At 36.2% G+C, this 13,783-nt stretch carries 26 protein-coding genes; 7 read left to right on the top strand and 19 right to left on the bottom strand.

What is annotated here, in order from left to right:
• Positions 1-12: 12 nt before the first annotated feature.
• Complete coding sequence (locus ABH968_RS26235; RefSeq protein ID WP_370048752.1) at positions 13-429, bottom strand: hypothetical protein; 417 nt, start codon at positions 427-429, stop codon at positions 13-15.
• Positions 430-726: 297 nt separating this feature from the next.
• Here ABH968_RS26235 and ABH968_RS26230 point away from each other — a divergent pair, with 297 nt between their 5' ends.
• On the top strand, positions 727-879 hold the full coding sequence (locus tag ABH968_RS26230; protein WP_370048750.1) for a YjcZ family sporulation protein: 153 nt from the start codon (positions 727-729) through the stop codon (positions 877-879).
• A gap of 240 nt (positions 880-1,119) precedes the next feature.
• Positions 1,120-1,317, top strand: coding sequence for a hypothetical protein (locus ABH968_RS26225; protein WP_370048748.1), 198 nt, complete (start codon positions 1,120-1,122; stop codon positions 1,315-1,317).
• A gap of 90 nt (positions 1,318-1,407) precedes the next feature.
• Here the strand turns inward: ABH968_RS26225 and ABH968_RS26220 are convergent, their stop codons facing one another.
• The 18 genes from ABH968_RS26220 to ABH968_RS26135 all read right to left on the bottom strand — a co-directional run bounded on the left by ABH968_RS26220 (position 1,408) and on the right by ABH968_RS26135 (position 9,739).
• Positions 1,408-1,602, bottom strand: a complete 195-nt coding sequence (locus ABH968_RS26220; RefSeq protein ID WP_370048747.1) for a hypothetical protein — start codon at positions 1,600-1,602, stop codon at positions 1,408-1,410.
• A gap of 74 nt (positions 1,603-1,676) precedes the next feature.
• The gene (locus tag ABH968_RS26215; RefSeq protein WP_370048746.1) at positions 1,677-2,084 is read right to left on the bottom strand and encodes a hypothetical protein; all 408 of its coding nucleotides are present in this window, start codon (positions 2,082-2,084) and stop codon (positions 1,677-1,679) included.
• A gap of 17 nt (positions 2,085-2,101) precedes the next feature.
• The gene (locus ABH968_RS26210) at positions 2,102-2,563 is read right to left on the bottom strand and encodes a RusA family crossover junction endodeoxyribonuclease (RefSeq protein ID WP_370048744.1); all 462 of its coding nucleotides are present in this window, start codon (positions 2,561-2,563) and stop codon (positions 2,102-2,104) included.
• Between the two features lie 17 nt (positions 2,564-2,580).
• A complete protein-coding gene (gene ssb / locus ABH968_RS26205; protein ID WP_370048742.1) occupies positions 2,581-3,090 on the bottom strand; it encodes a single-stranded DNA-binding protein in 510 nt (169 codons plus the stop codon).
• On the bottom strand, positions 3,083-3,382 hold the full coding sequence (locus ABH968_RS26200) for a hypothetical protein (RefSeq protein WP_370048741.1): 300 nt from the start codon (positions 3,380-3,382) through the stop codon (positions 3,083-3,085). Before ABH968_RS26200 ends, ssb begins: the two co-directional genes overlap by 8 nt.
• Complete coding sequence (locus tag ABH968_RS26195) at positions 3,379-3,531, bottom strand: hypothetical protein (protein ID WP_370048739.1); 153 nt, start codon at positions 3,529-3,531, stop codon at positions 3,379-3,381. The genes ABH968_RS26200 and ABH968_RS26195 overlap by 4 nt, the downstream gene beginning before the upstream one ends.
• A 6-nt stretch (positions 3,532-3,537) precedes the next feature.
• A complete protein-coding gene (locus tag ABH968_RS26190) occupies positions 3,538-3,972 on the bottom strand; it encodes a hypothetical protein (RefSeq protein WP_370048737.1) in 435 nt (144 codons plus the stop codon).
• The gene (locus tag ABH968_RS26185) at positions 3,962-5,194 is read right to left on the bottom strand and encodes a replicative DNA helicase (RefSeq protein ID WP_370048735.1); all 1,233 of its coding nucleotides are present in this window, start codon (positions 5,192-5,194) and stop codon (positions 3,962-3,964) included. The genes ABH968_RS26190 and ABH968_RS26185 overlap by 11 nt, the downstream gene beginning before the upstream one ends.
• On the bottom strand, positions 5,194-6,039 hold the full coding sequence (locus ABH968_RS26180) for a phage replisome organizer N-terminal domain-containing protein (protein ID WP_370048733.1): 846 nt from the start codon (positions 6,037-6,039) through the stop codon (positions 5,194-5,196). The genes ABH968_RS26185 and ABH968_RS26180 overlap by 1 nt, the downstream gene beginning before the upstream one ends.
• 11 nt (positions 6,040-6,050) lie before the next feature.
• Entirely contained in the window at positions 6,051-6,845 is a 795-nt protein-coding gene (locus tag ABH968_RS26175) for a PD-(D/E)XK nuclease-like domain-containing protein (protein ID WP_370048731.1), read from the bottom strand.
• Positions 6,805-7,698, bottom strand: coding sequence for a hypothetical protein (locus ABH968_RS26170; RefSeq protein ID WP_370048729.1), 894 nt, complete (start codon positions 7,696-7,698; stop codon positions 6,805-6,807). Before ABH968_RS26170 ends, ABH968_RS26175 begins: the two co-directional genes overlap by 41 nt.
• Positions 7,695-7,874: a hypothetical protein gene (locus ABH968_RS26165; protein ID WP_370048727.1), complete on the bottom strand. Its 180-nt coding sequence runs from the start codon at positions 7,872-7,874 to the stop codon at positions 7,695-7,697. The genes ABH968_RS26170 and ABH968_RS26165 overlap by 4 nt, the downstream gene beginning before the upstream one ends.
• A gap of 8 nt (positions 7,875-7,882) precedes the next feature.
• Positions 7,883-8,140, bottom strand: coding sequence for an AbrB/MazE/SpoVT family DNA-binding domain-containing protein (locus ABH968_RS26160; RefSeq protein ID WP_370048725.1), 258 nt, complete (start codon positions 8,138-8,140; stop codon positions 7,883-7,885).
• 4 nt (positions 8,141-8,144) lie between these two features.
• The gene (locus ABH968_RS26155) at positions 8,145-8,792 is read right to left on the bottom strand and encodes a hypothetical protein (RefSeq protein ID WP_370048724.1); all 648 of its coding nucleotides are present in this window, start codon (positions 8,790-8,792) and stop codon (positions 8,145-8,147) included.
• Between the two features lie 14 nt (positions 8,793-8,806).
• Positions 8,807-8,950 carry a hypothetical protein gene (locus ABH968_RS26150; protein WP_370048722.1) on the bottom strand — a complete coding sequence of 48 codons (144 nt, stop codon included), beginning with the start codon at positions 8,948-8,950 and terminating at the stop codon, positions 8,807-8,809.
• Complete coding sequence (locus ABH968_RS26145; RefSeq protein WP_370048720.1) at positions 8,943-9,188, bottom strand: hypothetical protein; 246 nt, start codon at positions 9,186-9,188, stop codon at positions 8,943-8,945. The genes ABH968_RS26150 and ABH968_RS26145 overlap by 8 nt, the downstream gene beginning before the upstream one ends.
• A 127-nt stretch (positions 9,189-9,315) precedes the next feature.
• Positions 9,316-9,534 (bottom strand): hypothetical protein, encoded by a 219-nt coding sequence (locus ABH968_RS26140; RefSeq protein ID WP_370048718.1) that lies wholly within the window; start codon positions 9,532-9,534, stop codon positions 9,316-9,318.
• A gap of 22 nt (positions 9,535-9,556) precedes the next feature.
• The gene (locus ABH968_RS26135) at positions 9,557-9,739 is read right to left on the bottom strand and encodes a helix-turn-helix domain-containing protein (RefSeq protein ID WP_370048716.1); all 183 of its coding nucleotides are present in this window, start codon (positions 9,737-9,739) and stop codon (positions 9,557-9,559) included.
• 387 nt (positions 9,740-10,126) lie between these two features.
• Here ABH968_RS26135 and ABH968_RS26130 point away from each other — a divergent pair, with 387 nt between their 5' ends.
• The 5 genes from ABH968_RS26130 (at position 10,127) to ABH968_RS26110 (ending at position 13,322) form a co-directional block, all read left to right on the top strand.
• Positions 10,127-10,552, top strand: coding sequence for a helix-turn-helix domain-containing protein (locus ABH968_RS26130; RefSeq protein WP_370048714.1), 426 nt, complete (start codon positions 10,127-10,129; stop codon positions 10,550-10,552).
• A gap of 17 nt (positions 10,553-10,569) precedes the next feature.
• Positions 10,570-11,022, top strand: a complete 453-nt coding sequence (locus ABH968_RS26125; protein WP_370048712.1) for an ImmA/IrrE family metallo-endopeptidase — start codon at positions 10,570-10,572, stop codon at positions 11,020-11,022.
• A gap of 67 nt (positions 11,023-11,089) precedes the next feature.
• Positions 11,090-11,596, top strand: a complete 507-nt coding sequence (locus ABH968_RS26120; RefSeq protein ID WP_370048710.1) for a recombinase family protein — start codon at positions 11,090-11,092, stop codon at positions 11,594-11,596.
• A 29-nt stretch (positions 11,597-11,625) separates the two neighbouring features.
• Positions 11,626-12,735, top strand: a complete 1,110-nt coding sequence (locus tag ABH968_RS26115; protein WP_370048709.1) for a recombinase family protein — start codon at positions 11,626-11,628, stop codon at positions 12,733-12,735.
• 158 nt (positions 12,736-12,893) lie between these two features.
• Entirely contained in the window at positions 12,894-13,322 is a 429-nt protein-coding gene (locus ABH968_RS26110) for a DUF2621 domain-containing protein (protein WP_370048786.1), read from the top strand.
• The last annotated feature ends 461 nt before the right edge of the window (positions 13,323-13,783 follow it).

The raw sequence follows: 13,783 nt of genomic DNA, 5'->3' as shown, positions 1-13,783 counted from the left end.
TTATTTTTTATTTCAAATCCAACCTATCCTAATTGCAGTTTTGTCAATCAAGTTATTTCGTTTCCGCAATACTTTATTACGAGACATGTATAACTTGTCAGCTATATCTTCCCATTCGTAACAGCCGTCTTTATCCCAATAACGCATATCTACAATGGTACGCACATCCTCATCTAACTCACTGTATAGGTCTTCTACAGTTTTGATGATGCGCTTTAAATTTTGATAATAGGCATCGTTAGCAAGCACCATAGCTTTCTTGGCTGTTGTATCAGAAATCGTTTTACTACGACCACCAACCATTTCACCGCCTTGATTATGTGGATGCAACAACTCCCACTCACGGTATTGTAATTTTTTCTTATATTGTTCGTATTCAATCCAATATTTCTCGATGTTCTGTATTTCACTACGCGATAACGTAGGCATGTGCAGCACCTACCTTGTTTGTTAATTTATTTAAATCTGTACTTTTATTTTTAATTCTATTTCACAGGCAATTCACTATACAAACATAGCTATCACATCATAATAATAGTAAGGTAAAGCTAATTTAGCCTTACACTTCCCAACCTTTCTACTAAGGGTCACTCCATCCCAGGTGGCCCTTTTTCTATGGTCTTATCTCACAAAAATATATTTTTTAATGCCCATAGCTGAATGGTTTAACAACCACACTCCTTCTCTGCAGCCAGCATAATATATAGTAAAAAGGAGGTGTTTTATATGGGATACTATGGTGGAAATGTTGGTGGCATTAACGATGGATGCTATTACGGTGGAAATCGTAATGGTTCAACATTTGCCTTAATTGTAGTTCTATTTATTCTTCTAATTATTGTCGGCGCTACTTTCATGAATAGAGATAGAGATTGTTAATATTTCCGATTTAAGGGTCGCCTCTTAGCCTGGTGACCCTTTTATAATTACTTTTCTCATATTGTTCATTAGTTTGATGTAGCGTCGAGAACTTATGTTAAATATTAACTACCTATAAATTTTGGATGGTATATTAAAAAACAATTAATAGTATATACTTTTTACAGTAAACCCTTTATATGGTACATTTGGATATGTAATATTATTTCCAAAAAATATACATAAAAAGGGGCCCTAAGAATGTCAAAAATTCCGATTGCTTTAAAGTGGATGATTGCTATCGGTATTATTATTATCGGTATTACTATCATACTTACTTCATTTTACTTTTTAAGAGACCATCAATATTATAGATGGATAAAATGGACAGGTTACATCTTGTTTTTAGCAGGGGTTTTATTAACACCATTTGCTAAAGAATCTAATGAAGAAATGTAAAAAACTAGATAAATTTATTAAATAGGCTGTCTATGGACAGTCTGTTTTTATCCCTGTCCAACGTTCCCCTTACTGAACATTTTCTTTCGATTAATCATCTAGAGAAATCATTTTCAGTCGATTTTTACCGTTTATACTTCGCTTTTTATATATTGGGTAAGTCATATACTTCAAGAAATCAATTGTTTTACCTGTTTCTCTACTGATTTCTCGTATCGTTCCTTCTGCAACAAACTGTTCACCTTTGTATAAAGCGTAAATACGTTTGTGCCAAGGGATTTTCATGTCATTTCCCCACCTCTCCGCTGTTCTTGGGTATAAAAATGAGAGCCTCAAAAAACAGGCCCTCTATTCAATTTTTATTCAGTCACGCTAGGTTGCTGTTGAACGTCTTCTATGCTCATTTGATCGTCTTGTTCTTCTTCCTCCTCTTCTTCTGTTTCGTAAAATTCATCAATGGACATCTGAGAAGGTTTGATTTCTAATTTGACGTTATTGCCAGCGAATCTATAAAGCTCATAAACCTTTTTAGAATCACGTTTAACATTGAATTTTAGTACTGTCTTTTTATCATCACGTTGGATAGATACGAACTCAGCGCCTACCCCTTCTTGATCTTGTACTTTTAAAATAGCAATCCTGCCTGGTAATTTAAGAAGCTCGTCCGCATGTGGTAGTTCATCACTTAGGATATGGAACATTAAGACCTCTTTTTTATCGTCCTTTTGCATCTTTTTGAATAATACGTTTAGTTGAATGTTTGTCATTTTGAATATCTCCTTTGTTAGTTGCTTTGGAAAAGTTTCATTTGCTCGCTGTTGTCAGATTCCCATTCTATCGTGACTACAGCTTTAGGACTTTCTCCGTACCATTTGCGAGCTAGTAATTCCGTAACTTGGCTATCATCTTTCCAGATCACATTCGTTATACCGTCTTTAATTCCCTTGACTAGGTTGTCAATATCAGGTTTCTTAGTCGGACGTAATGTGCCGTTTATAGCAGCTGTAAGTTTGTTATGACTTTTGATAATTTCTTGTGTTAACGGTCTGTATACATCGATAGTCAATTTAATTTCTTGTGTTATCAAACTATCAAGCGCATATTTTTCAGCTACAGCCGCAACATATTTCTTATATTCTTTTGATTCTTTCGGATCGTAGATTGTTACGATTTTCCCTCTAGTTGTCGCTTTAGGCCTTTGCTGTGGTTGTACATTCCCTGGTATTTCAAATGTTAGTTTGTTCATAGTTTCTCCTTGTGGAATCAGAATGGAAGATCATCTTCACTCACCTCGACAGGGCCTTTACTATTTGCAAATGGATCTTCGTCAGTTCTTGTGTAATTTGGTTGTGTGTTTTGTGGCTGTTTATAGCCTCCTGAGCCGTTTTGAGATGTTGCCCTTCCATTTGTATCAGAACGCACGTTCGAACCATTCTGAGCGCTTTCTGAGCCTTTATTTGGCTCTAAGAATTGAATGCTATCGGCAACAACGTCTGTAGTGTAAATTCGTTTACCATCTTGGCCCTCATAGCTGCCTGTTTGAATACGCCCTTCAACGCCTATTAAATTACCTTTTCGTTGAAAGTTTACTAGATTCTCAGCTTGCTTTCTCCAAGCAACACAACTAATGAAGTCTGTTTCTTGTTCACCATCCTGCCCTCTGAATGTTCGATTAACTGCTACTGTGAAGCGACATGTTGCAACACCATTTGGTGTATAGCGTAATTCAGGATCTTTCGTTAAACGGCCAACTAATACAACGCGGTTAATCATTCATATCACCCCAACTTAAACGTAGATAACTAGTTTTTAGACTCGGAAAAATCGCACTTATTGGCTTTTGTATTACTTCTACATTTACACCATCTAATAATTCACTTACATTTTTGATAAAAAGATCAGATGTTACAATGTGTTTGTCATCGTTATCAAAATCCACCAAGTACTCACTCTTACCGTTTTGAGCTTCCTTGAATAACATTGGCTCTATATTGCAAGCGAATAGAAGGGAATAATCTTCAATGGTGTTACGTGATTCTGACAACAACTTTTCTTTTAATGTCATCTTGACCCCTCCAATCCTTCAAGTGCGATATTATGAATTTTTTCATATGCTGGGTTCATGTCGATTAAACCTTTTGTGATCTCTATGATTTTTTGAAGTGCTGTTTGCTGATTGTTCAATACCTCAGCTTTTTGTGTATCTTTATCCATTCGCCTCTATCCTTTCGTGAAAATCATTGCTGTAGCTGGAAAGATTAATGTTTCATCTTTCACCTGACGTAATGATTTATTTTTTTGTTGTTCAGGAAACCAAAAGCTCATATCCATCTTGTTTGAAATGTCGAATACCTTTGTTGGTATTCTTCCTAACTCTGTATAGACTTGGCCCTTTGCTGATTCTTCGCTTTTTGCAAAAATAATCATGTGCTGCCTGTTACCAAGTGGAACCGAATAAGTCTTGATCGTTTGCAAATTCAATTCATTGCCTTCTCTCATTTGCTTCACTTCTTCATGGTTTACTAGATTCCAGTTGATATTGTTGGCCCAATCAATTCCCTTTACGACATTGTTTTTTATGAGCCAGTAAATTGAGTAGGCAAGTAGTTCATCATCACACTTGATTGCATCAAGTAGTAACTCATTAAACGTCACTAACTACACCTGTCCATCTGTTGAATTTAGCGTTTACTGTGCCGACTTCTCCCTCACGATTTTTAGCCATGATGATTTCAAGCGAATCATCTTCATCGTTTTTCGAGTAATAGGCATCACGGTATAAGAACACAACCACATCTGCGTCTTCCTCAATACTTCCTGATTCACGTAAATCTGATAGCATCGGGCGCTTGTCGGGACGTTTCTCAACACTTCGGGATAATTGCGCCAGCGAGATAACAGGGCAATTAAATTCCTTCGCTATTGCTTTTAATGACTTTGATATTTCTGAGATTGATAAGTGCATACTTTTCGATTCATCCGATGGCTTAATAAGTGTTAGGTAATCGATGAAAATAATTAGCTGCTTGTCAGGATTCTGATTGTGTATTTTTCTAATCTTCATTCGCATTTCTGAAATCGTTTGTCCACTCTTATCAAAAATTTCAACGTTCGTTTTAGAAACCTGTGCAATTACCTTCATCCATGATTCTTTTTGGCCCTCTGTTAATCGTTCATACAAGTTCTTCATTTTGTTACGGTTGTAGCTGCCTGTCGATGCAATCATACGATCTCTTAATTTCACTGCAGACATTTCTAAACTAAAGACAATCGGTAAACAACCTTGCCAACCTGCTTGTTTCACACAATGCAACATAAAATCCGTTTTCCCCATTGAGGGCCTCGCGGCTACTATAATTAAATCTGTATTCTGCCAGCCATTTGTTGCGGTCTGTAATGCCTCTAAGCCTGTAGGTATTCCTTTTGTTCCTTGCATTGGCTTCCATGGATCTTCTGCAACCTGCATAACTAGCTCATTAATGCTGTTGTGATCGTCTGTATTATTCGATACCAGGTTATTTAATTCATTCGTGATCTTTTCGAGATTCCAGTTTTCATGTTTGGCCACTTCCAGGATGTTGAGTTTTTCACGCTCTCGCCATTTCTCTAGTAAGATTTGAACGTAACTATCAAACTTTTCTTCGTTTGCGAGGTTCTGAATTTTATTAAGCTTTCCAGCACCGCCAATGTCTTCGGGCCTACCTTGCGTTAACATAGTTATTAAATCAACAACCTGGCCCTTAGCATTTAGCTCCTTCATAGCTTGTAATACATTGCGATTCTCAGCGTATTGGAAATAGCTTGGCTTTAAGTCTGTATCTGTCAGTAAGTGAGGAAACTTTAACAACGTCCCCAACACGGCTTCTTCTGTAAGCATTAACCTTCACCTCTCGATATATCGAAATTAATTGGCTTGTACATTGGTGTTTGTACAGGGCTTTGATTTTGTAATTGTGTTGTTGGAACAAACTTGCTTTGTTCGTTCAAGTATCCTTCGAATTTAGTCCCGAATAATGTCTCTGGACGTAAATACACTGACATCTTAGGATCTGTTAACCATTGAGTTGTTTTTGTATCGATGACTGTTTTGAAATCCTCTAAGGTGAATTTCTCTTTAAATCTAGCTTTGATTAAAGTTTGTGTTTTCTGTGATGTATGTTTGTATTTCTTATTAGCTTTTTGATTTAGATAATCAATAATTTCTTTGTAAGGAATTGAGTCAGTTTTGTTGCCCGACAATATATATTCTTTCTCTTTATCTATATCTTTATCTGTTGCGTGACATTGCGTGACTGTCACGTGACTTTTTTCTTCCATTTCTAAAAGCTCGTGATTCCTTGTTTTTTCGCGTTGTTTCTGCTTTCTTAAGCGATTCTGCTCACGAATTTTTTCCATCCCATCGATGTTTTGGTGTTTCTCCCAGTTGCTTATTAGAACCACTTCTTGCTCGTCTACTTCAAGCATTTTGTAACGCTGCAGTATTTGGATGGCATACCTTACTTTTTCTAATGGCCTGTTAAAAATAATCGCCATTTCTTCAATGTTCATCGGAATATTTTCACTTAGCATGATAAAGCCGTTGTAATTCGCTTTGCCTGCATAAGTGAGTAGTTTTATCCAAATGATTAAGATTGTGTCACCTTCGGGCATCCGTTCAATTAGTTTGATTTTCTCGTTATCGAACATATCTGTTTTAATTTTTATCCACGTTATGTCTGCCATTTTGGTATCACCTACTCCAAAAGAAACTCAATTTCAAAGGTATTTTTTAATTGTTTTGTCGCTCTACAGTAATCACATTTTTCACATCGTTTAGGATCCTTATTGCCTGATTTAGCAGCAACAATACTTGGTAAATGTTCCTTCGCATACTCCAATTCAAATTCGAATCGGCTATCGTCAAAATGCAATATAGCTTTATCGGGTGGTGTTTCCTTCGTGACTGCCACGATGTATGGAACATAATAAGCACCAGTATTTTGATAGATTATTTCACGATAAATTGCCATTTGTAGCACATAATCATAGGCTTCAACGAACGAAGCATACTTACTATATTTGTCACTCCAATAACGCTTGCTAAGACTCTGAGTTGTCTTTAAGTCAGTGAATGTTTTTCGACTATGATTTATTGCGTCAACTTTGATTTTCCAAAGAACACCGAATAATTCACCTGTATAAATAACCTCTTTTTCACCTTCCAGGGCGAACATTGCAAAACGGTCATTTTTGATTGTTTCAATCATGGAATCAGCTTGCTTAAAGTCTGCGTATTTACCACCTCTAGTATTGAAAATAACGCCTTTGTTTTTTTCAATAAACTCGGTAAAAACCTGGTCACTTTCAAAAGCTGAATGTGTATAGGAACCAACTGTTAAAGCTAGAGAGTTAGGACGCTCATACTCACTCTTTAGCTCTGCTATTAAACGACTCTCACACTCTATTGCACTTTTAAACTGTGATAATGACATATAGTGCTGATTCGCCTCATTCGAGTGGTAATTCTGATTGTTTAGTTGTATCTGCATCTGACTTCACCTCTTCCTTTTTAGAAGATTTTTGCTCCTTTTCGAAGTCTGCAGCTAGTCCACTTGTTTGTTGTTTGCCAATATCCTTATTGAACCAATCTTCAACTTTAGACACATTGTCCTTTAACGAATTTCGGATACTTGTTAGTTGTGCAAGATCGAACTCACTAAATGAACTAGCGTTATATCCAAAGTGTTCTTCGATCATTTCTTGTGTTACGCCATAGTTCTCTTTGAAGTGGCTTAAAGCACCACTAATGCGATCTTTTAATGGTTTTTCTGATTGGCCAGCTAGTGTTAAACGGCATTGATCTACAGCCATTTCAACCACATCACCTGGGATAACACCCAAAATACAAGCTCTTAATCTTCTAGCTCCATCACTAGCTACACGTTCATAAATATCTCTTGGATCAGTTAATTTAGTTAAACTTCCTCGCGCACTTCGGACATGCTTAACTGTGAATATTTTCTCTTGGCGTACATTTGTTTCAAGATCCCAACAATAAGCCTTTGCAACAGATTCACCATCACGTTGTTCTAACTCCTGGATACCATAGGATAGGTTCCCCCAGTTTTGAGCTAATACCTCAGCTAGTCGAATGGACGGCCCTTCCACTTTTGAAGCACCGCGCTTATACGCATACGTTGCTGTAGTTGCTAAAGAGGGACGTTTACAAGCATCCTGAATACGTTTTTCAGATTCAAAATAGTTACGTGGGAATTGCTTTGCTAAGAAGATTGCTCCCTTTACTTCTTCCATTTCACGAGAAGCACTTGATTGAGCTAACACACTTTGTTGATCTATATTTGTTTGAGCAATATTAAACTGAGTTGTTAAGTCGTTTGTCATTTTTCACCCTCCTGTGGTACAATACCGTTGATATTATTTTGAATTTGCTTGTCATTGGTTGCAGCCTTCGACAAGTTTTTTTGTGCCTCTAATTGGGCATTCTGTGCATCTTCGATGTCCTGCCAGTAATCTGATTCTCTGTCATATACATCAGCGTGTGTGTAGCCTATACGCATGGAATCACCTACTTAATCAACTTAATAGCGCGTTGCAGTACATCGATCATGTTTTGGCTTTTTGCATCAGCTACTAACTTTTCTAATTCCACTGTTACTTCTTCTTTCTCAGCATTTGGTTGATATTTTTGGATGACAATTTTGTCGCCATCTGTAAAGATTTCTAATGGATCTAGCTTATCAATCCCTAAAGTGTTTCTAAGTTCTTTTGGAATAACTACACGTCCTAAATTATCTACTTTGCGAATCATTCCAGTACTTTTCATAGAATTAAACCACCTTTTTCTTTTTTATAGTGTTTTGTTTAGCTACTAACTCTTTACCTTCATAACCGTTATTTAATCTGTATTTTATTGTGCTTGGACTGAGTTCATATTCTCTAGCTAACTGTGATAATGTCTTTCTTTCTCCATCAAACTCCACATACACATTTTTTCGTGTGTTATTATTTTGCACAAACCGTGTAGTCCATCTGCAATTACTAAGTTCGTAGTCTCTATCGTTATCGATCCTGTCGATAGTAAGAGAATTTGAATATCCGTTATTAATAGACCAATTATAGAAGTTGATAAATTCTTTCCATTCATCACAAATCGTTATGCCTCTACCACCGTAGTCCTTGTACGATTTCCTGTTTTTATCGAAACATCTCTTTTTGATATCAAGCCATATACTATACAAACGGTGATTAGTTAAGTTATGGGTAGAAACAATCTCTTTTTGATAACAACCACAACTTGTGGAGTGCCCATTGATTAAATTAGAACGAAACACTATGGTTTCTTTTCCACAACTACATTTACATAACCATCGAGCGACCTTTTTATTGTTCTTATAAGTAACCACTTCATGAAGCTTTAAAACAGTTAATCTTCCAAATGTTAAACTTGTTAGATCTTTAGGAAACTTCCTTTTCACCGATTCACCGCCCTTCAATCCTGTGCAGCACGTTTAAGCGCCAATGTTTTAAGTAACGTTGTATACAAGGCATCTTCTAATGGTTGTCCATCAATACTGTGGATGCCAAGTTTATTCAATTGATTAATGACATTTTGGCGTTTTAGTTGTTTAAGCATCACCACCTGACAAATCAACATCTTCTCGCATGTAATCACCTTGTTTAATGATGTTTACAGCCTCTTGTAACCCTTCTGTCAAAGTGCCAATATTGTCATAACGCTGTTTAATTTCCGTAGGGAATGGCTTATCCGACTGAATGTAATCGTGTGCTAAATCATTTGAAATTTCCTCGTATTCAGCAATTCGTTTTTGAATTGAATTAACCATGCCTTCCACAATCAATACTGCTTCCATTCTCATAACCTCCAAATAGATTGATAGATTTACTTCTGACGTGCTGCTGATGATTTCTCAAATGCTTTACGAATTTTATCTGCTTTAACCTCAACCGGTAATGCCAACCACTCTGCTACTTTGATTTTCATTTTGTTTCACCTACCTTTGAGGTCTGGATAGTATCACCCACATATTGAATGACCTCATCCCACAGTTTTTTTATTGTTTTTGTGCCATCACCCCAAGCCTGTAAAAGCTCCAATGCTTTTTCCGGATTTGACTTAGATAGCTCAGATAATTTCACAGGCAAATACGCGTTTTGACGTACTCGTTCCGGATCAATCGGAAGAGAACTTGTTGCCATTAAACATCGCTCCTCTCTAGTTTTAAATACTTAATATCTTACGAATGTGTTTGATGTGTTCCTGAGCCTTTGGGCCATCTTTACGCCCACGAATTATGTCCGATAAATAAGCATTCGAAATGCCGACCATTTCAGCTAATTCCTTTTGTCTCATTTTTCGTTTAAACAGTTCAGAACGAACTTGTACTCCTAAATCTTCTGGCATAACTTTGCCTCCTTCCAAAAAGCCTTGACGTTGCTACCGTCACATAAGCTATAAGTCCGAATAATTTATACCGTCATTGGCTCGGTATCACAGCGCATTACTTATTTGGAAAATTTTAAGCTAAATTATTTGCTAATCCAGTTGACCAGAAATGACTTTTTTGCTATTATAAACCCATAGCTAAATAAGACTTTAAAAAGCCTTTAAACCAACATTTAAACCGTTCCCCAACGAAAAATGTTTATGAATAGGTCGTATTTTTTATTGCCTTTTTAGCCAATAAATTAGCTTATGAACACAGTATAATAACTTTAAAGTCATTTGTCAATATATCAATAACTAAAAAGTTATTATTGTTTTGATAAGCCTTGCGAAAGGTTGATATAAGTGAGTTTAGTGAAAAGAATAAAATTGTTATGTGATGAGAGAAAAGTAACTTTTGCTGAAGTAGAAAGAGAAATAAATATTTCAAATGGTCAAATAAGAAGATGGGATAATGTTTCTCCTAAAAGTGAAACATTACAAAAGGTAGCAGACTACTTTGATGTTAGCACTGATTACTTACTTGGACGCACTGACGAGAAACGTTACTATGATTTAACCGATAAAGATGAGCTAGCTATCCAAAGAGAACTAAAGAAAATAATTAATGACGAGGACGTAGACAATGCATTTGCTGCCTTCGACGGTAGAATTTTAGAAGAATTGGATGAAGAAGATAGAGAGTTATTAATCGCTTCTTGGGAAAATACTCTGCGATTAACTAAACGTATGGCAAAACAGAAATTTACACCTAAAAAATATAGAGATTAAAGTACGGTGGTGTTTTGATGGATATTAAAGAGATTATTGGACAACTAGTTAAAAAATACAGCACAAACAATCCTTTTAAGTTAGCTGATCTACTAGGGATAGTTATTGTATTTGAGCCATTAGGGTCAATTCATGGCTATTATAGTAGATCTCACCGTACCAAAGTAATTCATATCAATGAGAATTTACCGTACAATAAACAACTTTTGACGTGTGCTCATGAACTTGGACACTCTATATTACACCCAGAAGAAAATACGGCGTTTTTAAAAAAGAATACATTATTTTCTACTGACAAAATTGAAATAGAAGCTAATACATTTGCTGTGGAACTATTGTTACCAGATGAATTATTTGAAGTTCAAAATATTTATTGTTGTTTTACCAGCTATGATGCTATAGAAGAAAATGGAGTTCCAATCGAGCTACTTTCTTTAAAACGAGTAGATGGTAAAAAAATTTTACCTTAAAAAGAACAAACATTCCCATTAGAGGTGTTTATTATTTTAATTAGCAAAAATAATAAGGAGAAAAATAATGAAAACTATAATATATTATCGTGTTTCCACTAAGCTTCAGGAAGATAGATATAGTTTAAAAGCACAAAAAGAAGAACTCACTAGATATGCCATTAGCCAAGGTTGGGAGATTGTTGCTGAATTTAAAGATGTAGATAGTGGTGGGAAACTTAATAAAGAAGGACTTAACGGTTTAATGGATTATGTCGAGGAAAATGCCGTAGATATTGTTTTATGTGTTGACCAAGATAGATTAAGTCGCCTTGATACTCTCAATTGGGAATTTCTTAAAGATATATTGCGAGACAATAAAGTAAAGATTGCTGAGCCTGGCACAATTGTAGACCTGGCAAATGAAGATGATGAATTTATCTCTGATTTGAAAAACTTAATTGCTCAGCGAGAAAAACGTGCTATTGTACGTCGTATGATGAGAGGGAAAAGGCAACGCACGCGCGAAGGGAAAGGTTGGGGCCCTACTCCATCAGAATACATTTATGATAAAGTACAGGTACTTATGAATTAAATGAAAAGTGGGCATGGGTCTACCTATTTATGAAAGAATCATACTTGGATAAAAATATGGGAGATGTAGCAATCGCAGAAGCATTAAATAAGATTACCAAAACTCCTAGAGGAAAAGCGTGGACAACCTCAATTGTATCTCATAAACTAACCAGCGAAGTTTATTGTGGTCGTATGATAAAAAAGTTTTCAAATGGTGAAAAAATAGTAGTTGAAAATGTCTATCCTATATTATGTACAGATGAAGAGTATCAAAAAATTTTAGAAAAACGCAAAAGTAAATATCGTCGTAGACCTGAAGGTGATCCTCAGATATTACGTCGCATAGATATGACATGTGCGTATTGCGGTAAAAAGATGGCTGTTCGTATGTCAGGTGTAAAAGGTCGATGGTTACATTTTTACATTGGCCATCAGTCAGACTGCCATTTAGAAGCAATTAACACGATTCGTGTTGAACCTAACTTTATCAAAGCTTTAAAAGATATTATTAAAAATGAAACTTTAGCAAAGCAGTATATACAAATTGAATACAACGATGAAGATTTACAGCGAATCGAAAATGAAATTAATATGACACATAAATTAATGAATGACATCAAATCCAAAATTGACCGTCTTTTACCTCTATATCTTGATGGTACCTGGTCAAAAGAACAACTCAACTCCCAGAAAGCGTTACTTGAAAATGAACTAAAGTTACATGAGGAACGATATAACCAAATAACCAATAAACAAGAATTAATTAAAGCCAACTTATTTAACTACGATGTTGTTATGCAGTATTTAAGTGTGGCAGAACGTTTTGATATCCTTTTAGAGAAATCCGAACAAATGGAAATGATCGGACATTTATTCCCAACTGCCACTGTATACGAAGATATAATTATATTCAACAGTTTATTACCAAATAATGTACCCTTAGATATAAGTGTACCCATTGCCCCTGATCCATATAAAAGAGCAAAAATCATTAGCTCAGGTGTGGACCCACAAGGTAAATATAACCGCATACAGCAATACTTAAAGGATAATCCTGACGCTTCTGTACAGGCTGCAGCGAATGCGTTAAAAATTCCTACAAGTACAGCTTATAGATTAGAAAAGAAATTCGGTAAATTTAAAAGTATAGATTATTAAATTGACAACGCGAATTTCCAAAAACTACTCCCCCCACCCATTCTCATGGTTTTATTCATACATATATACTGACTTATTGCTAAAAAAGGGACATTTAGGATGAATTTTTTTATGTAAGCTTTTATAATAGAGTGAGAGAAGGCAAAGAGGTGAACGATTTGTTAAGTGGTTGGTTTTTATGGTTTATCCTATTTTGGGTAGTTGTACTCATTTCATTTATGGCGATCGGCGGATTTTTTATGTTCCGCAAATTTTTAAAGGCATTACCAAAGCAGGACGGTAAATCTGATTTAGATTGGCAAGAGTATTATTTAGATAAAACTATTCATTTATGGGGACAACCGGAGAAAGAGCTTTTATATGAACTTGTAAGCCCTGTACCTGAGCTATTCAGACAAGTAGCAAAGGAAAAAATAGCAGGAAAAATTGGCGAGCTTGCATTAGAAGAAAAAGCACCTGCCATTAACCATGATTTGATTATTCGCGGCTATATCCAAGCAACACCTAAGCGCGACCATAAATTTTTACGCAAAAAATTAGAGGAGATGCAAATTGACATCGCCCCATATGAAAATCTATTTGATTAAAGATACGCTGCACACTGATTTGTGCAGCGTTTTTCTGCCCTTAGATAAGTTTTTTCACTAAGTTTTTCCTGGATCCTATCCGCCAGTACGGGGGAGTCTATCCGTCGCTTTTGTCTTTCATTCCGTCGTTCAGACAAGTCTATCCGTCACTTCGGCAATCCTATCCGTCGTTCTGACTTCTATCCGTCACTTTGGCTCTTCCATCCGTCGCTTTTGTCTTTCATTCCGTCGTTCGGACAAGTCTATCCGTCACTTCGGCAATCCTATCCGTCGCTCTGACTTCTATCCGTCACTTTGGCTCTTCTTTCCGTCGCTTTTGTCTTTCTTTCCGTCGTTTGGACGACTCTTTCCGTCACTCTGGCAATTCTATCCGTCGCTCTGACTTCTATCCGTCACTTTGGCTCTTCTTTCCGTCGCTTTTGTCTTTCTTTCCGTCGTTTGGACGACTCTTTCCGTCACTC

This window comes from Lysinibacillus sp. RC79 (genome assembly GCF_041262405.1).
Taxonomy (GTDB): Bacteria; Bacillota; Bacilli; order Bacillales_A; family Planococcaceae; genus Lysinibacillus.
This window is presented reverse-complemented; position numbering and strand designations above follow the sequence as displayed.